Origin of the sequence: Priestia sp. FSL P4-0332 (assembly GCF_038005845.1) — a bacterium.
GTDB lineage: Bacteria > Bacillota > Bacilli > Bacillales > Bacillaceae_H > Priestia.
The window spans coordinates 52,501-75,455 of record NZ_JBBOUA010000005.1 but is presented as its reverse complement, the minus strand read 5'-3'; the positions used below and the strand labels follow the sequence as shown (position 1 = coordinate 75,455).

The 22,955-nt window shown below is 33.5% G+C and carries 25 protein-coding genes and 1 pseudogene (1 of these 26 running past the window's edge); 10 read left to right on the top strand and 16 right to left on the bottom strand.

Translation table 11 applies throughout. The annotated features are described in order from the left end of the window. Positions 1-62: 62 nt before the first annotated feature. The 3 genes from MKY06_RS29885 to MKY06_RS29875 all read right to left on the bottom strand — a co-directional run bounded on the left by MKY06_RS29885 (position 63) and on the right by MKY06_RS29875 (position 2,546). A complete protein-coding gene (locus MKY06_RS29885; RefSeq protein ID WP_049815236.1) occupies positions 63-863 on the bottom strand; it encodes a COG4705 family protein in 801 nt (266 codons plus the stop codon). A 757-nt stretch (positions 864-1,620) separates the two neighbouring features. Next, positions 1,621-2,361 (bottom strand): twin-arginine translocase subunit TatC, encoded by a 741-nt coding sequence (gene tatC, locus MKY06_RS29880; RefSeq protein ID WP_218813166.1) that lies wholly within the window; start codon positions 2,359-2,361, stop codon positions 1,621-1,623. Positions 2,362-2,372: 11 nt separating this feature from the next. Further along, positions 2,373-2,546 carry a twin-arginine translocase TatA/TatE family subunit gene (locus tag MKY06_RS29875; RefSeq protein ID WP_025601539.1) on the bottom strand — a complete coding sequence of 58 codons (174 nt, stop codon included), beginning with the start codon at positions 2,544-2,546 and terminating at the stop codon, positions 2,373-2,375. Between the two features lie 255 nt (positions 2,547-2,801). On the opposite strand from MKY06_RS29875, the gene MKY06_RS29870 reads away from it, so the two are divergent. The 5 genes and pseudogenes from MKY06_RS29870 to MKY06_RS29850 all read left to right on the top strand — a co-directional run. After that, complete coding sequence (locus MKY06_RS29870; protein WP_098449926.1) at positions 2,802-4,286, top strand: FTR1 family iron permease; 1,485 nt, start codon at positions 2,802-2,804, stop codon at positions 4,284-4,286. Between the two features lie 16 nt (positions 4,287-4,302). Beyond that, positions 4,303-5,472 carry an iron uptake system protein EfeO gene (efeO, locus tag MKY06_RS29865; protein WP_025601543.1) on the top strand — a complete coding sequence of 390 codons (1,170 nt, stop codon included), beginning with the start codon at positions 4,303-4,305 and terminating at the stop codon, positions 5,470-5,472. Between the two features lie 16 nt (positions 5,473-5,488). Further along, positions 5,489-6,730 (top strand): iron uptake transporter deferrochelatase/peroxidase subunit, encoded by a 1,242-nt coding sequence (efeB, locus tag MKY06_RS29860; RefSeq protein ID WP_218813164.1) that lies wholly within the window; start codon positions 5,489-5,491, stop codon positions 6,728-6,730. A 170-nt stretch (positions 6,731-6,900) separates the two neighbouring features. Then, positions 6,901-8,031, top strand: coding sequence for a PepSY-associated TM helix domain-containing protein (locus MKY06_RS29855; protein ID WP_218216148.1), 1,131 nt, complete (start codon positions 6,901-6,903; stop codon positions 8,029-8,031). An 821-nt stretch (positions 8,032-8,852) separates the two neighbouring features. Further along, positions 8,853-9,005: pseudogene (locus tag MKY06_RS29850) on the top strand (DDE-type integrase/transposase/recombinase); the annotation flags it as partial. A gap of 136 nt (positions 9,006-9,141) precedes the next feature. Here MKY06_RS29850 and MKY06_RS29845 read toward each other — a convergent pair. Both MKY06_RS29845 and MKY06_RS29840 read right to left on the bottom strand, forming a co-directional pair. Beyond that, entirely contained in the window at positions 9,142-9,870 is a 729-nt protein-coding gene (locus tag MKY06_RS29845; RefSeq protein WP_055992225.1) for a Fic family protein, read from the bottom strand. 455 nt (positions 9,871-10,325) lie between these two features. Beyond that, on the bottom strand, positions 10,326-10,499 hold the full coding sequence (locus MKY06_RS29840; RefSeq protein WP_156376633.1) for a hypothetical protein: 174 nt from the start codon (positions 10,497-10,499) through the stop codon (positions 10,326-10,328). Positions 10,500-10,989: 490 nt separating this feature from the next. On the opposite strand from MKY06_RS29840, the gene MKY06_RS29835 reads away from it, so the two are divergent. Beyond that, positions 10,990-11,430 carry an aspartyl-phosphate phosphatase Spo0E family protein gene (locus MKY06_RS29835; protein ID WP_098240124.1) on the top strand — a complete coding sequence of 147 codons (441 nt, stop codon included), beginning with the start codon at positions 10,990-10,992 and terminating at the stop codon, positions 11,428-11,430. A gap of 77 nt (positions 11,431-11,507) precedes the next feature. Here the strand turns inward: MKY06_RS29835 and MKY06_RS29830 are convergent, their stop codons facing one another. Then, the gene (locus tag MKY06_RS29830) at positions 11,508-11,651 is read right to left on the bottom strand and encodes a hypothetical protein (protein WP_172738007.1); all 144 of its coding nucleotides are present in this window, start codon (positions 11,649-11,651) and stop codon (positions 11,508-11,510) included. Positions 11,652-11,947: 296 nt separating this feature from the next. On the opposite strand from MKY06_RS29830, the gene MKY06_RS29825 reads away from it, so the two are divergent. Further along, a complete protein-coding gene (locus MKY06_RS29825) occupies positions 11,948-12,220 on the top strand; it encodes an HU family DNA-binding protein (RefSeq protein WP_055992231.1) in 273 nt (90 codons plus the stop codon). Between the two features lie 216 nt (positions 12,221-12,436). On the opposite strand, the gene MKY06_RS29820 is transcribed toward MKY06_RS29825, so the two are convergent. The 3 genes from MKY06_RS29820 to MKY06_RS29810 all read right to left on the bottom strand — a co-directional run bounded on the left by MKY06_RS29820 (position 12,437) and on the right by MKY06_RS29810 (position 14,170). After that, positions 12,437-12,709, bottom strand: coding sequence for a stage V sporulation protein S (locus tag MKY06_RS29820; RefSeq protein ID WP_055992234.1), 273 nt, complete (start codon positions 12,707-12,709; stop codon positions 12,437-12,439). Positions 12,710-12,876: 167 nt separating this feature from the next. Continuing rightward, positions 12,877-13,140, bottom strand: a complete 264-nt coding sequence (locus MKY06_RS29815; RefSeq protein WP_055992237.1) for a hypothetical protein — start codon at positions 13,138-13,140, stop codon at positions 12,877-12,879. A 760-nt stretch (positions 13,141-13,900) separates the two neighbouring features. Beyond that, on the bottom strand, positions 13,901-14,170 hold the full coding sequence (locus tag MKY06_RS29810) for a hypothetical protein (RefSeq protein ID WP_055992240.1): 270 nt from the start codon (positions 14,168-14,170) through the stop codon (positions 13,901-13,903). 342 nt (positions 14,171-14,512) lie between these two features. On the opposite strand from MKY06_RS29810, the gene MKY06_RS29805 reads away from it, so the two are divergent. Beyond that, positions 14,513-14,887, top strand: coding sequence for a hypothetical protein (locus tag MKY06_RS29805; RefSeq protein ID WP_055992243.1), 375 nt, complete (start codon positions 14,513-14,515; stop codon positions 14,885-14,887). A 207-nt stretch (positions 14,888-15,094) separates the two neighbouring features. After that, the gene (locus tag MKY06_RS29800) at positions 15,095-15,469 is read left to right on the top strand and encodes an iron chaperone (protein WP_055992245.1); all 375 of its coding nucleotides are present in this window, start codon (positions 15,095-15,097) and stop codon (positions 15,467-15,469) included. A 371-nt stretch (positions 15,470-15,840) separates the two neighbouring features. Here MKY06_RS29800 and MKY06_RS29795 read toward each other — a convergent pair whose 3' ends face one another. Together MKY06_RS29795 and clpP are read right to left on the bottom strand one after the other, a co-directional pair. Further along, entirely contained in the window at positions 15,841-16,734 is an 894-nt protein-coding gene (locus MKY06_RS29795) for a hypothetical protein (RefSeq protein WP_055992248.1), read from the bottom strand. A gap of 446 nt (positions 16,735-17,180) precedes the next feature. Then, positions 17,181-17,765, bottom strand: coding sequence for an ATP-dependent Clp endopeptidase proteolytic subunit ClpP (clpP, locus tag MKY06_RS29790; protein ID WP_055992250.1), 585 nt, complete (start codon positions 17,763-17,765; stop codon positions 17,181-17,183). Between the two features lie 567 nt (positions 17,766-18,332). Here clpP and MKY06_RS29785 point away from each other — a divergent pair. Next, positions 18,333-18,773, top strand: a complete 441-nt coding sequence (locus MKY06_RS29785; protein WP_098591279.1) for a YaiI/YqxD family protein — start codon at positions 18,333-18,335, stop codon at positions 18,771-18,773. Positions 18,774-19,886: 1,113 nt separating this feature from the next. Here the strand turns inward: MKY06_RS29785 and MKY06_RS29780 are convergent. The 5 genes from MKY06_RS29780 to MKY06_RS29760 form a co-directional block, all read right to left on the bottom strand. After that, positions 19,887-20,264: a hypothetical protein gene (locus tag MKY06_RS29780; RefSeq protein ID WP_029325566.1), complete on the bottom strand. Its 378-nt coding sequence runs from the start codon at positions 20,262-20,264 to the stop codon at positions 19,887-19,889. 17 nt (positions 20,265-20,281) lie between these two features. Next, complete coding sequence (locus tag MKY06_RS29775; RefSeq protein WP_116299563.1) at positions 20,282-21,466, bottom strand: ParM/StbA family protein; 1,185 nt, start codon at positions 21,464-21,466, stop codon at positions 20,282-20,284. Positions 21,467-22,025: 559 nt separating this feature from the next. Next, entirely contained in the window at positions 22,026-22,232 is a 207-nt protein-coding gene (locus MKY06_RS29770; protein WP_055992259.1) for a hypothetical protein, read from the bottom strand. 47 nt (positions 22,233-22,279) lie between these two features. Beyond that, positions 22,280-22,627, bottom strand: a complete 348-nt coding sequence (locus MKY06_RS29765) for a hypothetical protein (protein WP_055992262.1) — start codon at positions 22,625-22,627, stop codon at positions 22,280-22,282. A gap of 191 nt (positions 22,628-22,818) precedes the next feature. Beyond that, positions 22,819-22,955: the final stretch of a hypothetical protein gene (locus tag MKY06_RS29760; protein WP_055992265.1), read on the bottom strand. The gene runs 178 nt beyond the window's last position; the window shows 137 of its 315 coding nt (coding positions 179-315); the start codon falls outside the window, past its right edge; the stop codon is at positions 22,819-22,821.

Here is a 22,955-nt window from a genome sequence, read left to right as displayed (position 1 = left end):
TTAAAAGGTTAAAGAGTGGTATATATGGATGCTTCTAAAGTTTTTTATAAAGATATTCACCCTTATTTTTCATGGATAAAGGGCACTTGATCCTTTTTCGTTTTAGTTAGATAAATAACCAAGCTTAAGATTACTAAAAGAAATATTGCACTTGTTCCCATTGTTCCTAATCCAAGTCCACCAGCATGCTGAGGCTGTGACAGGTAGTCCCCTACAGAAGCTCCTAAAGGACGGGTTAAGATATAAGCAATCCAAAAAGAAAGGACAGCAGGAAGCTTAAAACGATAGTAAGCAATTGTTACAATTCCAATTAATACAGCAAACATTAAGGCTGACTTCCAATAACCCATGTGAAGACTCTCTGCTATAAAGTCTCCTGCTGCAGTACCTAGCGCAAACGTAAAAAGAATTGCTAACCAATAAAATGCTTCTCGCTTGCGTGTGAAAATAGAGTGAATAGATAGTGTTTTTTCTTTTGCATACCACACAAAAAATGTAATAGACAGTAAGAGAGCAAAAACAATATTGCTAACTTCAAGAGGCACGCCAAAATGATCAGTTAGGTTATCCGTAACAAGAGTACCCACGACGCTAATTAACAGGACTGTTAACCAATAGATACTAGGTATATATTTTCTCGCCTTAAATTGTACAAATAACACGATAGCAAGCAGTATACCCATGATATAGGTTGTATTCGTTAATCCTAGATGTAAATTTTCATTCAAAAAATCAGCAGCTGTTTCTCCAACCGTAGTTGCCATAATTTTGATAATCCAAAAGAAAATTGTCACTTCAGGTACCTTATTCAGTATTCTGCTTGTTAGAGAATTAGAATTCGAAGTGTTTTCCACTTGGGTCATATTTAAATCATTATTTTCCGTCTCTGAATCGAACGCCATTTATAATACCTCCCCTATCTTTCTAGTGTTTACTCTTATTTTTCTTTTTTTGTTTTAATGTGTTGCATAAATTTAATTTAATAGACTGGGATGAAATTAAGATGAGAATAAAATGAGAATTTCATAAAAAATATATTATCTATGGATCCTAAGATAATTGTTATATTATAGGGATTCAAGGAGGGACAAATTAAAAAAACGTTTTAGTCAATACTCATTATGGTTATCGTTGCTTGGAATTGTTATTGGGGTGGGACAATATTTTATATCAATATATAGTTCAAATATTCTTTATGTAGGAATCGTCATTTATCTTATGGGCTTTTCATCTGGAGTAATAACTTTTGGAAAACAGGAAAAAGGGCTAATGAAATATTTTAGTTTGTCCTCTTTTGTTGTAATTCCATTACTTATCATGTTAGGTATGCTATTTTTTGCAATGAATTTTGGTGAAAATTAAAAGAAGCAAGCATGCTATGCTCGCTTCTTTTTGTTTCCTAGACAATCTATTAATATTTTAGACTTCAAGATAAAAGATAATTATTTCCTATTGCAATATATATTATAGTGAATGGCAATACTCAATCAGAAGGAAATTCTATGGAGAAATTATCAAAAAATGCTTTAAAGGTATCAATATCCTCTTTATAATGAATACTCTTGAAATTAAATAATTGAACTTTTCTCTAAGACATGATTGATAGATTTTTACTCACATTTACGCTAGTTGATTGCCTTCACTTTTATCCATTTTCTTATATGTGATCGTAGAAATAACAATGCTAATTTCATATAGTACAATAAGTGGACATGTAATTAATAAGTGTGTCATCAATTCTGGTGGTGCAATGACTGCTGCGACAATAAGCATAATAAAATAAGCATATTTGCGAGATTTTTTCAAAAGAGCTGGTGTAATTAACATGATTCTTGTTAAAAACATCGTAAGTAGAGGCATTTGAAATAAAAAACCAAACGGCAATGTCATTTGAAGTAAAAAACGAAAATATTCTAAAACACCGATTGTATTGTGAATCTTAAGATCATTATTTAGTTGATACATAAATTTAAATGTAAAAGGAAACACGATCGTATATGAAAAAACAAGTCCAATTAAAAAAAGCAACACAATAACTGGGATATAAAAAAGCGTTATCCTCTGTTCTGTCTCATAAAGACCAGGTTTTACAAACGCCCAAATCTGATAAAAAAATAACGGTGACACGAGTATAAGCCCAATTACAAAAGCAAGCTGAATATATACTTGAAACGGATCAGTGACTTGAAAAGCATTCATCGTTATGCTTTTTCCTACACCTGCATGTTGAAGGTAAATCATAATTGGTTTGGCAACAAACATACCAACAGCAAACGTCATTACAACCATAATAAGTATAAAAATAAGCCTCATTCGCAATTCGTTAAAATGGTGAGTAAGGCTGAATTGTTTATCATCCATCATTTGTTCACTTATTTTGTATCCTTATCTTTCTTTTCGTCCTTGTCTTCCATAAGATTTGCCGTTGCATTTTTAAATTCTCTTAACGTATCTCCTGCTGCTTTACCGAGCTCCGGTAATTTTTTGGGACCAAAAACAATGAGCGCAACCGCACCGATTAAAACTAAACCTCCTGGACCTACCATGGTATACCCTCCTCTTAATATGAAAACACTTCTCAATTAGCGTGAAATATTCAAGAGAATTATAGAATTCAATTGATTGTATGTCAATAACAAATAAAGTAATTGCATTCTCTCCTCTCTTAACTCATTTTTCACTCCTATGTTCTCTGAAAATATTACCAATAAAAAAAGATGTTGACACCTTTAAAACTGAAGCTATACTTAATTTAGATAATGAAAATCATTATCAATTATTAGTCAAAAGAAGGTGGGTTTTTGAAAAGAAACATACATACGTACGGTCTTATTTTATTCTTCTTTCTCAGCTGTTTCTTTTTGCCCTTACATCAACATGCTTTCGCTGAAAAAGCAACTAGTCCTGATGTGGACGAAGTTTTAAAGCATGTAGGCAAGGCTTCTACTGCTTTAAAAAATAAGCAGTTAGATATGGCTAAACAAGAAAGCAGTTCAATTAAAGTATGGTGGAACCTCAACAAACAAAAAGTAAAAGATACCTCTTTAACTATGGCAACCGATGTAGAAAAAGAAATTGCTGACCTATCTCTTGCTTTAGTAACGGAACGCTCCACCGAAGCGTCTACGCATTTAAAAAAATTGCGCCAAGATCTCGAAAACTATCGAGATGGTGCTTACGTTGATAATGAGGGAAATACTCAATTAACACTGCGTACGTACATACTTAAAATGGAAGAGACGCAAAAGCTTCTTCAGCAAAAAGATTGGAACGAAGCTCAACAAAATGTACAGCTTCTGTCTAGCCAATGGCTCAGCGTAGAGGGTGACGTGGTTAGTCAATCGCAAGCAGTCTATAACGATTCAGAGCGAGATTTACTTTTACTCTCTTCTTATGTAAACACACCGTCTAAACAGGATCAGGCGGAACCACTGCTCGAAAATATGATTGAATCATTAAAGCCTCTTGCTGAAGCTGAATATTCCATGTGGGACGCAGCTTTAATTCCAATTCGTGAAGGAATGGAAGCTATTCTTGTTGTGGGCTCCCTTCTAACGCTTAGCCGAAAAGCAAAGTCGAAGCAGGCAAGTCGCTGGGTAATTGGCGGATCAGTTGTTGGAACAGTTATCAGTATCATTTTAGGTATTCTTGTCGTAGTGCTGTTTACATCATCAGCTTTTGGCACAAATAATATGCTCATCAACGGATGGTCAGGCGTTATTGCTAGCTTTCTTCTTTTATATGTTAGCTACTGGCTTCACAAAAATTCTGATATAAAACGCTGGAATGCTTATTTGGATAAAAAAAGCCAGCAGGCTATCAATAAGAAAAAAATGGTTGGTTTTGCAGTGCTAGCTTGTTTAGCTATTTTACGAGAAGGGTTAGAAACGGTGTTTTTTTTAATCGGAATGGCTGGGAAGATGAACTTATCTCAATTGGTTTCTGGTATCGGAGTAGGTTTTGGAATCTTATTCATTATTGCGATTTTAATGATGAAACTTGGAACAAAACTTCCATTAAGACCTTTCTTTCTTTTTTCAAGCATTGTCGTATTTTATTTATGCTTCAAATTCATGGGCTCGGGAATTCATAGTCTACAATTGGCAAACGTCTTGCCTTCAACGGTAACTGATTATTTGCCTTCAATTAATTGGATTAGCTTTTACCCTTCGTGGTATAGCGCATTGCCTCAGCTTTTATTCTTACTTGGAGCTATTTTAATGTTACTTTTCTCAAAGCTAAAAAGAGTAGAAACGACACATATCAAACAAAAACAAACGATTTAATTTTTGGGGGTTTACGATGAAAAAAGCAATTTTATCACTATCAACAGTATTAATGATTTCAACAGGTATTGCAGGATGTCAGTCAAATCAAACAGAAACAACTTCAAAACAACAAAGCAGTGCTTCTTCGGAATCATCTACGAAAACTTCTTCGTCTATTAAAAAGGATGCAATTCGAATGCAAAAGGAAACAAAAGCACTCCAGACGGCTATTGAATCAAAAGACAATTCGGCTATTAAGAAGACTGCGGAAACAGTAAATAACGATTGGCTTTCATTTGAGAATAACGTACGAGACTCTTTTCCTCTTCTTTATACAGAGATTGAAAAATATGAACAGCCAATTTTTATGGAAGCTTTCAATGATAAACCCGATATAGAAAAATTAGCACAGGATGCAGAAAAACTTCAAAAAGCTTTAGCTCAGCTTGAAAAAGCAAAAGAATCAAAATCCAAAACGTCAGCTGTATTAAATGAAGCTGTTAAAAACTATCAGTCTTATGTAAATGTACAAATGGATGAGCTTGTGAAAGAAACAACGACATTTACCGAAGCAGTAAAAGCTCAAAACATCGATCAAGCAAAAGAATCATATAAAAAAGCACGCGTGTATTACGAACGAATCGAACCTATTGCTGAAAGTTTTGGAGATTTAGACCCTAAAATCGATGCTCGAATTGCCGATGTCGAATCTGAAGCAAAATGGACGGGCTTCCACCGCATTGAAAAAGCCCTTTGGAAAGATAATTCTGCTGCAGGGCAAGAAAAAGTAGCAAACCAGCTGCTTGCAGATGTTAAAGAACTGCAGACTAAAACCAAAAGTTTAACGTTGAAACCAGAAGCAATGGTAGCCGGCGCGCAGGAACTTTTAAATGAGGCTGCTATTAGTAAAATCACAGGTGAAGAAGAAGCTTACTCACGCATTGACTTAATCGACCTTGCAGCAAATGAAGAAGGATCAAAAGCTGTGTATCAAGCTGTTCTTCCTGCTTTAGTTGAAAATAATAAAAAGCTCGCAGATCAATTAGATGCACAGTTTAATAAAATTGAAGCAACTCTTGTCACGTTGAAAAAAGATGGTGAATATCTACCTTATAATGAAATGTCAAAAGATCAAATTCGTCAACTAAGCGATGAGCTTAGTCAGCTTTCTAACTTAATGAAAGATACAGCACAGATTTTATAAACGGAGTGAAAGAGAAATGACAGAAGAAAAAAAGAACGGATATACACGTCGTGAGATGTTAAAAGTGTCTGCAGTGGCAGGTGCGGGGATCGCTATTGGAGCGAGTGGCCTTGGTACGGTTTTAAGTATAGGAAAAACTTTATCTCCTGCTAAAGAAACAGCTGCTACGTCGAAAGCTGATGATACAATCCCTTTTTACGCGAAACATCAGGCAGGCATTATTACTCCGCAGCAAGAATTTATTTACTTAGGTTCTTTTAATCTTACAACAAGCAGCAAAGATCAAGTCATTGCCTTATTAAAAGATTGGACTAAACTCAGTGATGTGTTGACGCGAGGAGCTATCCGAAGTAGTACAGACAACAAGCTTTTACCGCCTAATGATACTGGAGAAGCCATTGATTTATCTCCTGCAAAGTTAACTGTCACCTTTGGCTTTGGATCTAGTTTTTTTAAAGTAAATGGCGTGGATCGGTTTGGCATCTCGGATAAACAGCCTGCATTTTTAAAAGATATCCCTCATATGCCGCATGATAATTTAGATAAAAAAGCAAGTGGGGGCGATATTTGTATTCAAGTATGTGCTGACAATGAACAAGTTGCATTTCACGCTCTTCGCCAGTTCATTAAAGCAAGTACAGGTACGGCGTCTGTACACTGGATTCAAAAGGGATTCATTGCATCTGAAGGTGGCAAAACACCTAGAAACCTATTTGGATTCAAGGATGGGACGGCAAACGCAGCACCGACAAATGAGGCATTTCATAAAAGCTATATTTGGACAAAAGAAAATGAACCAAGCTGGATGAATGACGGCACGTATATGTGCTACCGGAAAATCCGCATGTTTTTGGAAGTATGGGACCGTACATCTCTTCAAGATCAAGAGGATACATTTGGACGCAAAAAAGATACAGGCGCTCCATACGGAAGAAAAAAAGAATCGGACTCCGTTAATATGCAAAAACAGCCGGTAAATTCTCATGTTCGTTTAGCAAAGCAAGCTGCTCAACCAATTTTACGTCGCGGTTATTCATATGTTGATGGCATGGACGAAGCGACTGGAAATGTGGATGCGGGACTTATTTTTATCAGCTTTCAAAAAAACCCTGAAAAACAAATTCTTCCTATGCTAAAAGTGCTTGGAAATCAAGACGCACTCAATGAATATATCTCTCATATAGGGAGTGCTATGTTCGCTTGTCCAAAAGGCGTTTCTCAGGGTTCGTACATTGGAAAAGATATTTTTGAAGCTTAATAATTGGGTTTAGCATTTTATATTTACTCTATACAAACAACTAAAATAAGTAATCTTTGATTCTCTTCTTTTAGAGTCAAAGGTTACCTTTTTATGATAATTTTTTATGAAAAAAACTTAATTTTCCGTCTATTATAAGGTAGCAATTTATAGAAAGAAGGCTCTTCTTTATGAAACCAAGAAAAGTGATTGCTAAGATTCACTTATGGCTCAGCATGATTGTAGGTATATTTATCGTATTAATCGGTCTAACTGGCAGTTTGCTCGTTTTTGAACCTGAAATTAATAACATGTTACACCCTGATTTTTATAAAGTAACAAAAGGTGAAAAGGTTTCTTATCAAGATGCATTAAAAACCGTCTCAAACACTTATCCAAAAGGCGAAATAGATCGTGTGTACACACCAGCAGAACCGACTGGGCGTGGAGTATACGTTTTCCGTGTAAATCAAAATGAAAAACAGCAGGCAATCTATATAGACCCTGGCACTGGAAAAATAAATGGTACACTCGGCGATAAAGCATTTTTCAATGTTGTGCTTGGTTTTCACGAATACTTGTTATTAGAACAATTTAATGGAGAAAGCATCGTTGGTATCATTGGATTTCTATTCTTTTTTATTTCACTATCCGGCATTTATTTATGGTGGCCTGGTTTAAAAAAATGGTCGCGCGGTTTTATCATGAGGCAAAGTAAAAACCCTTACGTAAAACAATATGATGTACATAAGGTCATTGGAGGCGTGTCCATTCCTTTCCTATTAGTTGTGTCATTAACAGGCGCGCTTTTTGCCTTTGACGAAACCATTTTCGGTTGGTTTGGAGGACAGGCAAAAGTTACACCTCCAAAAGAAAACTTAATTTCTACTCCCCTTGCTTCGGGCAAGGTTCCACTGGATCACCTATTAAGCAACGCTGAAAAAGCTGTACCACACGGGACAATCATGCAAGTTCGTCTCCCTGAAAAACCTGAAAAAGGATCCTCAGAAGGTGCGGTTGAAATTCGATTAAGCCGGTCATATGACCCTGGAAACGGGAATGTAAAAGTATGGTTAGATCAATATAGTGGAAAAGTAGTTGGTAAATTAGACCCTAAAGTTAACTCCGGTCTATTTTATCAAACGTGGCATTTACCCTTGCATACCGGTAGTTATGGAGGAGTATTCACAAAAATTTTATATGTAATTGGTGGTCTCACTCCCTCTATTTTAATGTTTACAGGAACCTATATGTGGTGGTACAAACGCAAAAACAAACAGAAAAAGAAAAAACAGCAAATGCCTCAATCAACAGTAGCTTAAACGCTTCTGATGCAAAGAGTAAAGTTGTATGAAAGAGATTTATAGATTATTATTGGAGTGTATTCTTAGAGAAAGACGGACGAAATTATTCGTCCGTCTTTCTCTTTATACTTTATACATATATTCTTTTGAAAGGTTTGTTTGGCATTATCGATAGCTATTTTACATAGTTGGTTTTTTTGTTGTCTAAATTAAATAAATTCTCTTTTTACTATAGATGAGTGGTCAGTATTCAAGCAAGAGAATAAGAATCCGGAAGAGTGCTTGCTTTTACTTCTTATCATATACCACTCTATCTTCTATTTTCCTTTCAGGAAATTTCTGTATTCATGGTGAACAAACAGAAAATCCGATAGCACCTAACATTAATGTATTTTTAATAAGGTGAATTCATTTATAAATATAAAATTAATTCATTTTATATAAAGAAGCAAATGAATAAACTCACTTATAAAAATAATAGTTTTACTATTTACTCTAGATGACGACAAATATGGGCTTTTTCTACATTAGTAGTAAATGATAAAGGAATCATAACAAAAATATTTTACTATTTACTATAAATTCAAAGTTTGTCATACATTTTTCTTTTTGTTATATATATATAGTTCTGTTTCTATCAAGAAATACAAACGAATTAAACTTATGTTCACGAATTACTACTTTATTAATTACATCATAGCTTTCCTATAAACATAAAAAACCTACTCCCTGTGCTTTGGGAATAGGCTAGATGACATGAAATGTTAAAAACAATCTCCAATATGCTTTTTTATTCTACAACAATTTAATGAAGAAATCACTTACAATTTTATTCTTAAAAATATATAAAAAAAATCGTGGAACAACATCATCGGTTTATTAAAAAGCGAGTTCGTTCAATGTTAGGATTACATTACTTTCGCACAGCTATATCCATTATTTCTGGAATAGAAGCAATACATATGATAAAAAAGGGGCAATTTGTTTTATAGGACAAGCCTGTCCGAAATCAAATGAAGTTTATATATCAACTATTTAGAAGGGCTGCCAAAGAACAGATTAGGTTAGGAATCTATATGCTTCCTTCACAGGGACTTAATCTTTGCACCAGAACCGCCTTTAATGATCTTAGGAAAGAGCACTTAAATAAAGATTTAATGAATCTTCTACTTCTTTTACAATTAACTGAATGAAATCTTGATAATTTTTGGTTGTATGAGATTTATCTAATGCTTCATAATAAGCTAATCGGTTTTCTACTTTAATAACGACTGCAGGAAAACCAGCTTTCATCAATTCTAAATTTAAAAGAAGGCGAGATGTACGCCCATTGCCATCAATGAACGGATGGATTCCAACGAATATTGCATGTAGCATAGCTCCTCGCTCCACTGGATGTAACTTTTGTGCTTCATTTTCATACCACTTGATTAACTGTTCCATTTGTTCCTTGATTAAATAAGGCGCTGGTGGTGTATGTTTTGCACCAGCAATAAACACTTGTTGGTCACGATACACACCTGCGTACTCATCATCAATTCCTTTTAAAACTAATCGATGGAGATTTTTTATTTGCCATTCTGTTAATGGCTCTCCTTTTTGCACAATTTCTTCAACGTATGCAATTGCATCCCGATGATTAATGACTTCTAAATGCTCTCGCATCGTTTTACCGCCAACAGTAATTCCTTCTAACACAACCTTTGTTTCATTCATTGTTAATGTGTTACCTTCAATAGCGTTAGTATTATATGTCCATTCAAGCAATAGCTTTTCACGCAAGCTCTTTAATGTATACTTCGGCAATGGACGTAAGGTATCTAGATTCACCTTTTTCCTGTTTATTTGTTCAAACATCTAATTTCACCTCTATGCATCGTTCTATATTTCTTATCTCAATTTTACACTAACTATTAAGTAAAAACAGCTTACACTATTCTAATGATGAGCAAACTATTTTATCAATCTTTATTTCAAAACAGTACAACTTTATTCTAAATCACACTAATAGGATATAAGGAAAAAAGAGTCTTATACAGCCTTGTTATTACATAATGAAATTATAAAAGTGTTTCTACACAAAACGAGTAAATCTATTATCTATCCACTGGTTGTTTTGCTTTTTTACTGTTAATAACATGTTTTATGGTGTGACAAGTAGTCGCTTTTATATAGTATGGCTTACGTCACTGGTTTAAACTCAAAAATAGAGGGTCTTTTACACTAAACTAGTACAGAGTAATGGAGATTTACATCATGTTAAAATCCAACTTGTTTACTATTAGGTACAATGCCTATTATGAAATGAAAAATCACTGTAAAGGTGATTTAAATTCACTATGATCATATAATTGAAGAACCTCGCGTAACAGTTCGATTTGTTGATACACGCTTTCTTTCGTTAACGGATCTGTACAAGTAGGATAGTCTTTAGTTAAATTTGAAAGTTCCCTCGTAAATAAGAGCACTTCATATTCATCTAGCATAAACCCTTCTCTTTTCTCATAAGGAATTTATAACCATACAATATATTTTCTATATACCCCTAAGAAAAAATAACCAACTACTATGTGTTATCCAAATTACTACAATTATTCCACTAAAAAAACAGAAAAACTCCCTGAATGCGTTAAAGGAGTTTTTCTGTTACACATATCTTATTTAAGGACTCATGCCTCACGTCATCTTGAGTAGTTTGCTCAAAATATTGGAGATCATTCATTTTATAAAGAATATTATTCGTTTGATTTTTTATGAAAGCCAATTACCTAAATATAAAAGCATGCATTACATACTTTTTCGAACGGATTAGCTCATTCATGTCTGTATTTTTTGTAATTTTTTGATATGTTTTGTAGAAACCATTTTCATTCTATCTTATATTGCTCATAATATTTTTTGTTGGCTCTATTTCTTTATTATGGACCTGCTAAATTTACTAGAGACTGAAAAAATTCGATGAGGTGAGAAGAAGCTATGTCAATGGTAGTTAATCCAGTAGGTCAAGTAGAAGACTTACGAAAGTGTATTTCAAAAAAAAGGAAAGAGTTAATTGATCTAGGTAGTAATTATGGACTTTTAGACGAAAAAACAATTAAGTGTAGTCAAGATTTGGACAAGCTTATAAATTTGCATATGAAATCTTATTCTGGTTCAACTAACATGTTTTTAGATAACGGAGGGGATCTACCTAGAATGAGACCCTCGTATGATACTTATAAAGTTAGTGATTTCAAATATGAGGTAAAAACCGTTGAGCTTGCAAGAAGTAATATTCGTTTTTGTGCTGCCCGATTGATTGCTAATTCAAACCTAGCAACATTTGGAGTATGTACTGTTTTAGTTCTAGTTGGTAACGGAACTAAAACATGTTTTGTTGCCCTTCAAAATTTACGACAGTTAACAACTCATTCGTAAAATCTATCTTTTCTAACATTTTAAACTAAATTTATAAGTACTTAAAAAACATCAGATTAGAAAAAACTGATGTTTTTTTAAATCACTTTAAGCTCAGAAAGTGATACTAATTTAACTTTTCCTAATGAACCTTGTTCCTTAATTTCACAAGTACCATTGTTGTATAACCACAAAACAGTATAATTTTTTTCGTCAAATATGACGTTACAACCAATCTTCACTAATTATCCCTCCAAGTATAAGATTTTCTATTTGCATAGTAAACTAAGTGAATATTTAAGTCATTTAATATTTTACATAATTGTAATCACTTTCTATTCATTAGTAAATATATGTTTCATCTAACTACACTTATGCGGGATATGTCATACCAAACAATATATGAATTTTCGTATGTAAATCATACAAAAAAAGGTTTTTTTGACTTTCTATCTAATTTTATAAGGTAACAAGTGTGTAGAAGCTAGGTTAACACCTCTACATACTAAGTTAAAATAATAGGATGAGGTGTTTGAATATGAATAAAATGGACCTAGTTAGTGCTGTTGCAACAAAAGCAGAACTAACACAGAAAGATGCTGAAAAGGCTGTAAATGCGCTACTGGAAACAATTTATGACACACTTGCCAAGAAAGAAAAAATCCAACTGATTGGATTTGGGACATTTGAAGTGAGGGACCGTGCGGCACGAACAGGTCGTAATCTTCGAACAGGTGAAGAAGTAAATATTCCTGCTTCGAAAGTGGCTGCTTTTAAAGCAGGAAAGGAGTTAAAACAAGCTGTTAAATAGCTATAGTTTTTGATAAATAAAACCACTAAAAATCGGAAATTAATTATAGAGATGGAAATATCGACTCCAATTTTATTATGGTGTATGTTCTCAAAAAAACTACCTCCTGAGGTAGTTTTTTTGCATTTGAAAATGTATACTTTATGCTTTTTTAGTTTACATAACAGCAATTATCGACAATAACAAGCGAAAAAGCCCTTTTTATTTAACGCAAATCTATCGTTTTTTTCTAGGGCCTAAAATTAATTTGATTCCTGTTCGTTCTTCATTATCGATTAAAATATTTGTAAACCCAGGAACAACAACCAAATCAACACCACTAGGAGCTACGAATCCCCTTGCAATGGCAACTGCTTTAATCGCTTGATTTAAAGCACCGGCTCCCATTACTTGAATTTCTACATTGCCTCTTTCTCTAAATATAGCTGTAATTGCACCTGCAACTGAATTTGGATTTGATATTGATGATACTCTTAATATAGTATCCATATAAAGTGCTCCTCCTGTTATTTAATCGATTTATTTGATCATTGGAACGAATGCAATTGACGTATCTTTAAATCATATTCATATCTCGATTAAACTGAACTATTAAACCGATTCCTAGATGGGTGCCTCAATTAAAGGATCTAAGACATACATCTCTTAACTTTTGTTTATTTTCCGACCATTCCCATGATAAATGGAGTAAGATCACTCAACTTTGTTTTATCGCTAAGAACCTTCAAAAAAACAGTTGAGACATGTTCAGGTATAGGTGTTCGACTATCTACAGTTGCTGTCAAAAAATAATATAAAAAATCAAAATGATTTCCTCTTCTCATGGCATCACTCAAATATTGAGCATAAAGATTATTATTTAATAGCTTCCTCTTTACGACTGTTCCAAAATCATACAATTCATTAACAGTTGTATTCACAAGGTATTCCTCCTTCTAAAGTTCAGACGGTTAAAAACCGGATACCACATAGTTACTATAAACTGAACGAAAAAACTTTTTAACTGCGTGTAGAAAAAACACTCTACTATCTATAATGAAAATACTACGTAATATTGCAGGTGGAAGCTGTTAAATAAGTGTATTATATTAGAAAAGGGGAACTTGTATGGATACGCGTAGAAGATAGTGGGGAAGAGAAAAATTATCCCTGTAGCAAAGGATTGTTAATCCCATGGGCAATTTAATTAGCTTGATTTGATGATTTTTGCACTAATACCATATTAAGATGACTAAAAAGAAATCATTGATAAACTAATAATTACACTTTCTCCTTACCAGCTTTAAAGAAAATTAGGAGGTTTTATTTTATATATATTCTTTTTTAAACTAAATTCCCCTGCTCTATTTCTTCTAGTAAATCTTTAATCTGTTTACATAAATTAATCCTCAAATTTAACATTACGCTTTCTTTTGACATCAAATTAGCTCCCGATAAAAAGATTTATAACAGCAATAAACGACCTATTCATTCGATTAGAATCATAAGGTCGCCTACATTATTTTCATTTTCATTTTTTATCCTTCCAGGATTCACATACGGAAATTCATATATTGTTTGGTATGATAAATTCTGCATAAGTATACTTAGATGAAAAGTATAACTATAATTTTTATAGATTTATTTATCTATTTACTTCAATTACACGTTTCTGTTTTAGTGGGTGCTTTTGATATGCCATTATTTCTGATCATCATAATTTGAAAGAAAGTATTTAAGCGTGTGAATTTCTCCTAAATCTAGAAGATCCTCTTTCATTTTCATAACTCGAAGTTTTATTGTGTCACCCATTGCCGGGAAATTCATCATATCAAACCTATCTCCTAAACCTAATGGAATATTTTCCCCATGCATGCTTCCTTCTTTAAAAAATTCAGAGGCTGGACCTTCCATTAATAAATTTCCATCTAAGTAAAACTCTACTTTTTCTTTTCCTGTGATTTTAGCCATAGCTTCCACCTCCTTTTCCATAAGTTACTTGCACTTTATATTTTATATTATTCTGAATACTATCGATACCTATTTCCTATATTGGTTTAAAGATAAGTTGGATAAGGTTGCAGGAAGTACAAATTGAATACCGAATTATCCTTAACAAATAGATTTCTTCTTACATCCAAAAGTTTTTTGTATGTTAACGAGCATGTATAATACCTATACTGTTGAAAAGGAGATGAGTGCTAGTTGTATTCTAGGAGGGTAACGAAGTATAACCCCTTAAAAAGAGATAATAATGGTTACTTTCTCAATGATGAATGGACTTGTTTTTCTGAAGTAGGAGTAAAGATAAATATGGATGAGTATTTGAAAGTGGAAAAAAATTATATTAATGCGGTTGTGACATTCATGAATGAAATGAATATTAACAAACTTTATATAAAAGGGTTAGAACAATGGTCTGAAGATATAGAAGCTCAAAATGCAACTGAATTTATATCAAAATTATGGATAGGACAATGGATAAGTATTCAAGAAGTAAAAGAGCTAGTAAAGCTAACATTACGAAATGCAGTGTGGTGTAAATTAGAGTTAGGAAACCAGTTCTTTGTCCATTTTGGCTATGATTATTATATGTACATAGGAACCTCTCACAAATGTTCTAATGCTTTAGAAAAAGTAGTTTTAACAGGTTTACATGTTGAAATGGTTGATTCTCCGTATCTATAACTGTGAAAAATAAATTTCTCAAATGTGTGTTATGTAAAGAATATTAGTTAATTAGCAGGGTTTGTAATTATTTCCTTGTAATAGTAAGAGTAGAAAAGATGATGGAGTAATATTTTACACATGACAAACACACCGGCTAAGTCGATATCAAATTAGCTCAGAATAATTAGATAGTACTGAACTAGATTATAGGAGGAAGAAAATAGTATGACAAACACCATTGAAACAGTAGAACAGTATATGGATCAAGTAGTGCCAGACAATCGAAAGCATGATTTGATCCAACTTCGCAACTTAATTATTCAAATAGTACCTAATGCTATAGAATCCATTAAATATGGAATGCCTTATTATGAACTAAACGGTTCACTATGTGCATTTGCTTCTCAAAAAAATTATATGAGTCTGTACTTTCTAAATACTCCTATTCTGCAAAAGAATATAGATTCTTTAAGAGACCTAAATGTCGGAAAAGGATGTATTCGATTCAGAAATATTGATCAGCTTTCGATAACTGTCATTCAGAAAATCTTAGAAGAATCAGTGGAAGATAACTTGGCTCGTTATAATGATCATTGCTAAATGCAATATTATTGGATTAATATCATGATAAGGAAAAAGGTATAGTGATAGTATTACTCCTAATCACCTACCGATAATTCGTGTTCGTAACTGAATAGCAGGGTTATATTAAGTGAATGCAACAAGAAAATCGTAAGCCATACAAGGTTGAAAAGAGAAAAAACAGCAGGCTTGTTAGACAGCCTGCTGCAGAAGACAAAATGGTTTTAAGGTATTGGTATTAAACTAACTTTAAGAGTCTGCTCTATTTAAGAAGCGCATATCTTATGGTATTCATTCTTAGCTCTGCGTTCACTCAGTTTAATGAAGTCCTGTCTCAACTCCAATTATACTTCCTATCTTATTTGGATCTTTCACTAAATTCATCAATTTCAACCAGTAACTTTCATTTTTCGTAACCGGTCTAATCGTTTTTGAATGCCCCTAGTAGAACGTCCCATTAATTCGCCTATTTCTTTTTGAGTACGGCCTTCTCCGTAAAACATGTGCCTTAGGCGAGTATCTTCCTCATCGTTCCAGTTTTTGTTTTCATTCCTAGGACGAGTAAGATAATCAATATCCCTTTGTTTATCTACCCAATCTGGCTCTGGAACAAGAGCGTTCTTTGGCACTTTATAAAAATTAATAAGCCCTCTATTCTGTTCAACCCATCCCCAAAAAATCAGTACGTCAATCAACATAAATTCACGCGTTTTCGCTACCATCTTTTTATAGGGCATTTTGTTATTCTTAATCCAGTTGTAAACAGTATGAACATCAACTTGAAGACACTCGGCTAATTCGTAGACTGTAATGTTTGTTGTATTTGCTTTTGCTCCATATACACCCAAACGATTTAACCTAGACTCTAAGGCTTTTACAGTTCTTTGTAAACTTTCTGATATATGTTTAAGAGATGCGGAGCCATAGTAATTTAATAGGTACTCATCTTCTTCATCCGTCCATCTACGAACTTTTTCTTTCCATTCAAGATTTAATACTTTGATACGTGTAACAACAGAACTGGCTACTTTCCCTAAATGTTCGCCTATTTCACGATTACTCATGGTATCGATGTTTTCTTTGAGAAAAGTATCTTGATTCTCCGTCCAGTTTTTGCGTAACCGTGTTTCTTCGGTCCGAAGTTTTAATCTACTAATACGTTTATTAACAGATTCTTTACTCCGATTTAAATGTTCGCCAATCTTTTGTAACGTCATTCGTCCATATTGTACTGTAACGAATAAATCTTCTTCGTCCGTCCAGATTCTCTGACTCTTACTCAACGTTATCTCACTCCTTTTCATCTAAAAAATAAAGAAGTCAATAAAAAAGGCGTTAGTGTGTGTACTATCTCCCTTGATGTTCTTAATCATTTTATGGTCTAACTGTGTTGTCCTCTTAAATTATCCAAATTATAGATCGTGGTATTTGGTATATTTAATAATCTGTAATGTTTCTACCTAAATAAGTGCTACTTTGTCATACTAATTATACACCCTTTTTAAGTAGTAGTATCGGTATGACAAAGAGAGGAATAACCTTTTCAAAAAAATTCGGTAACAAAACCAGATAAACCTCAACTGATATATTTTATTGAATAAAAAAGGAATTTTTTCTCACTCAAGGAATTATCAGTTTCATTTTCTATTATGAATATTTGATGAATGTTATATCTAAGTGTTGATTTTTTTGTGCATAACACCATTGAATCCCTAATCCCTCTTTGCTCTTAAATTTGTTTTGTTAGAATTTGATCAATTAAACCATACTCTTTTGCAGAATCGGCATTTAGAAAATAATCACGATTTGTATCTCTTTCAATTTCTTTTATTGTTCTTCCTGTATGGTAAGCCAGTAACTTATTTAGTCGATTCCTCATACTTAAGATTCTTTTAGCACTAATATCAATGTCAGATGCTTGCCCCTTAGCCCCACCTAATGGTTGATGAATCATAATTTCACTATTGGGAAGGGAAAATCGTTTTCCTTTTTTACCACCTGCAAGTAAAAAAGCCCCCATTGATGCAGCTATTCCAATGCATAATGTACTTACATCAGGACGAACTTGTTGCATGGTATCGTAAATTCCCAAGCCATCTGTGATAGATCCTCCTGGTGAGTTAATGTAAATAATAATGTCCTTTTTGTCATCCTCTGCTTGCAGGAACAATAATTGTGCAATGATACTACATGCAGTTTCGCCATTAATTTCTCCACTGATCCAGATAATACGCTCTTGTAATAATCGTGAATAAATATCATAAGCTCGTTCACCTGTTCGTGTTTGCTCAATTACATATGGGACAAAGTTCATTTGATTTCCTCCATCTTCAAGAATTCAGTTATTTTTATGTGCAATTTGGTTTACGATGATAGCCATTTCATAATCAACCATAATTAATATATGCTTATCTTTTAATTTTAAGGATCTTTAAAATTTAGTTCTTCCTAATAAAGCAGTCCCAAAAGGTACACCTTTTTATACTATAGGAAAACTAATGACAAAACGTCTACTTACTCTACTAAATAAACCTTATTATACGCACAAAAAGTAATTAACCTTTTTATACGTTAGAAGGTTACGTAAGCTCAAATTAGCTTCTCATTTTCTCTTATAAATCACAATTAGAACAATCTTGATTGTTCAGGAATAGACGCAAAAGCTTATCAAGACCAAATCGTAAAAAGTCATAAAAAAATAGATAGTGATACATATTAGTCATGTATAATATGTGTCACCATTTTACTTCTTGTTCAACAAACGCGCCCTTTATTAGAACAACTGTTTTTTAATAATTTTAGGTAAACCATCTTTATCGTTTGACAAAGGCTAAATTTGCCATTATCATCAACTCAAACTTATTTACAGGGAGAGGTTAAGATGAAAATTTATGTTGATGCCGATGCTTGTCCAGTAAAAGATATCATTATCTCTGAAGGTACGAATGCTGAAATTCCTGTTATCCTTGTCACTAGTTTTTCTCATTTTTCTAATGCAGAACAACCATCAGGAGTGGAAACCATTTATGTTGATTCTGGAGCAGATGCTGCGGATTATCGTATTATGAGGTTAGCAGAAAAAGGAGATATAATCGTTACGCAAGATTATGGTCTTGCTTCGCTAGGTTTAGCAAAAGGGTGTGCGGTACTTCACCATAATGGGGCTAGCTATACAAATGAAAACATTGACCAATTATTACAAACACGTTATTTGAGTGCAATGGCTCGAAAAAGCGGAAAGCGTACAAAGGGGCCAAAACCATTTACATCAGAAGATAAGGAGAAATTTAAGGGGCTTTTTAAAAGAGCGATTTCACGTTAAAAAAGAATCATCCATTGTTAAGAAAAACCTAGAAAAATAAATTGTCCAAATATTAAACTAACCTGCTCCGTTAGCTTAAGTACATTTCTTAACAATCTTCTCTATTTACTTCAACAAAATTTATCTAATTCGCTCATTAAGTGTTATTCCACAAAAGGGCCCTTAATAAAAAGAAAGAGCACAATTCTTGTTAACATAATGTCTCTTTACGGAGATAAGAAAGCAAAAGAACCCTTGGGGCGGTAGGCTTCCACCAAGGATTTTTCACCCGAATCATGCAACTTTTTATGCATCGTTGATATGACTATGTTCTTTGGATAGTTGAAAGAAACAAGAACGTATAAAAAGTGCACCTTTTATACATATGCTTATACGGAAAAATATAGTATCTCCAGCAAAAATGTGCTATTGTTTATTTGCAGTTATTTCTTTCATATTCAACTACGTGTGAACCCTATTAAAAGCAACCTCGCTTGCCAATGCCGAGGTTGCTTTTTATTTTGTTAACGATAATAATGACTTTCACATCGTATAATAGATTTAAATATTTTGTCCGTAAAAGTATATTTTTCATTTAAATAGACGTTTTTTGAATCATTTTTTCATCGTCTAAAAAGGTGTACCTTTTCGAACTATCTATATTGAACAACCTCAATCATAAATTAACTATACACAGTTAAGGGGATTCTGGTGCAGAAGTGTTGAAATGTTGTTACTAAAAAACTACCAGAAAAAATATCCTTTATATCGCGGTTAAATGTCTGTTTATTGCAATTCTGAGTATTTCTCATAATACTGTTTTTAGTGAAGGAGTTGGGGAGATTGAAAAAAATCATATACTGGATTATTTTTATTTTTTTGATTGTAGCTTATGTGACTGACATAGAAAACATTGACTTAAAGAATTTATTCCCTTTATCACACGAAAATACTACATCCTATGATAAATAAAGGAACTCGCCAAAGTAGTAGCAGGTTTAAGCCTGCTTTTGCTATATAAATGGTTTATATCTTAATTGAGCAACCTACCTAAGATGAATGAATCACCACCTTATAAGTAGTGATATGTAAAACAGAAAAAACCACTAGGATGGATTCTAGTGGTTTTACTGTTTAAAAATCGTTATATTCTTCTAAGTCGTCATCGTCTAATGAGCCAGATATATTTTCTAAATCTGCAACCTTTCCTTCTTTCAGTTGTGGAACCTTCGAAGGCTCTTCTTTTTGGAAGGAATGGTTTCCTACAAAACTTGTCGTTTTTGCTAATGTTTTTAAATCAGCTAATTCATTCTTGATATGTTCAAGCATTTCGTAGGTTTTTTTGTCTTCTATTGCTTTTCTTCCATTAGATGAATCATCTAGATCACGTAGAATTAAAGATGAAATATAGTCCCCTAACTTACGCGATTTAGCATGTTTAGCTAGTTTATTATAAACTTCATCACTCAATCGATTGGTCTTAATCGTAAAGGCGTTTTGACGCTCTGACATCCCTATCACCTACGTTATTAGGATTTAACGGTTTTCTTCTCTGCTGCTTGCTTCTTTTGAACATAACCAATACTACGAATCTCCAAGCCAAATAAATTTAAGTGGCGGCTATCTTGGGGAACCTTATGATACTTCTCCGTACGTTCTTCTCCAATTTTCTCACGCATACTATTCATGATAGCTACTTCTAAAGTGGGAGCTACTCCGCCGCAATATACATACTTACGTAGTTTATTCGCTGGTGGTGGTGCGACGTCATTTAGTTTAGCTAATAAAATCTCCACATATTCTCGTAGTGAAGATTTGATTGTACTTGTTAAATCAATAGATTCACCTGTATTCTCGTTTTTTAATACAAACTTTTGCTTGCTGTAGTTATCGAGAATAAATTGATCAAAGGCACGTAAGTCTGTAAATAATTCTAGAAATTTCTCTTTACGCAATTTATCAATATGAGCTAAATAAGGAATACCTTCAATGCTTTGAAACGATTCACGACTATTGGCAGCTTTCAACCCTTCTGGTAGAATAACCACATCAATGGAACCACCGCCTATGTCCACCATGACTGTTTCACATTCTACATACTCATTCGCATCTTCACGATCTTGAAGCGTTAAGTCTTTTTTTAACGCAAAACGTGCACTTTCTCCCTCTTTTAAGCATGCACTTTCTTCTACTACTACCTTTAAAGTCTTCTCAAAACCAGGCGTATGCACGGTAAACGTATGATCGCCTAAGAAACGATTGGCCATGGCTTTTTGAGCCGCGCCAAATGTGCTTTCTTTCTTAAGGAGCCAGATTGGTAACATGGTAGAAAAATAGTCAATTTCAATTGTATTGTCTTTTTTATCTTTGGCATGTAACGCATGGTAATACGCAATCGCAGCTAAAAAAGTGATGTATGGAATATGACTTGTAATTTTATTATGTAATTTATTAATGTGATTGTTGGCAAGCAATTGACTAGCTGCAATGTCACCTACTAAGAAATAACGCTCTTTCTCTTCTACCTCAATGGTTGTAGAAAGTAAAATGCGCTTCTTAAATTCTTCTGGAGCTGTCACCGCATCTGTAAAGAACGAATCAGCAGCATCTTTTTGCAGTTCGACTACATTCGTTGGGAAATCAAATAGATATCCATCCATAATGTTCATATCGACAGAGTTACCGCAGTCTTTATTAAAGCGTGAAATTTTCATCTATAAACACCTCATTTTTTAAGTTGAACTTATATTCAACTTATTGTACTTGATATAGGATAAATATTCAAGATGTGGGAGCAACATAATTATCTACAAAACATTACATATATCAACAATTATGCAAATTAAGTGGAACTTGTATCCCCTACGATACTCAAATTCATTATCTTATGTACCTTACTTTATATCATGAATATAAAAAGAGTCTGCACCAAAAAAGGACGTCTGGAAAGATCACTGCTGTAGCATTTATGAAGAAAGTAGGAATGAAAAGGCGATATTTTATAATAAGGTAAAAGCTTACAGGGTAAGGAATTAATCCCCTTTTGTATCTCTATGATGTTAGACATGCTAGCAAAATAGGTGATGCTTGCTATTTGTAGTTATTCCAATGCAAGCAATAGGTTAGTCTTTTTTCTAAACTGAACATCTCGACACTGAAGTCATTCATTGAAAAACTTTTAGAGGTTGTGTAAGAAAGTAGTAATTCACTTAAGTTCACACATATAGCTCTGGTAAAAACACTCTAATCCAAAAAAGCACCCTGAAAGGATGCTTAATAGTTAGCCTGTAAAACTTCAATTTTTTTCTTGAGTTTTTGGCTTTCTTCCTCTAATTCAATGATTCTATCTTGGAGTTCTTTATTATCCCAGTTATTTTCTAGCTCTTCAGATAATTCCATTCGCTTTTTATGGATTTCAATTCGTTGTTTAGCCATTTCTTCTACCTCTTTATTTAATTGAAATTGTTCGTATGGATTCATATGAATTCCTCCTTTATTTTTACTTTCAACATAAACAGGCAATCCCTTTAAAATAAAGTCCAGTGAGTGTTGCCCACAAACATAGTGACAGCCCCGAACGCACTAGCAATAAAGCTAAAATTCCATACAGTCCGCATCCAAACTACCAAAGATCCATATGTCTTTCTGAAGGCTACTTCACGCATAAAGATGAGATAAAGTACTGTAAACCCATATACACCAAATGCTACCCATTGGAAAGTTTCTTGAATTTGAGGGGCTACTAAGGCAACTGCTACTAAAGCTACGGTGAAAATGAGGTTCACAACCATAAAAAAGCTTACAAAACGCATCCACTTAAACCCTTTCTCATACAGTTTACCTGCATCTTGGTCTTCTTGTTTTAATTCTTCCATTATTCATTGCCCCTAGTATTTAATTTTTATCTATTATAGCACGCGATATTAGTTTCATTTTTAGATTGCTAGTATTAGTAGTATATTCAATCTTAGGAGATTAGCCGCGAGTATTTTGTAGTTTGTCCATTAGAGTTTCATATCATATTTAATTAAAAGCAGTTTACAAATGTAAACTGCTTTTTTACTGACTACTTAGACTGAAGAATCGCTTCTTTAACATACACTTTGTAGTCAATAATTGCATCCTCTATTATGGGCAGTTCACTTTCTGAATTGATATATCCAGCTAATGGTTTCGTACTTGCCACAAAATAAGGGAGTTTTT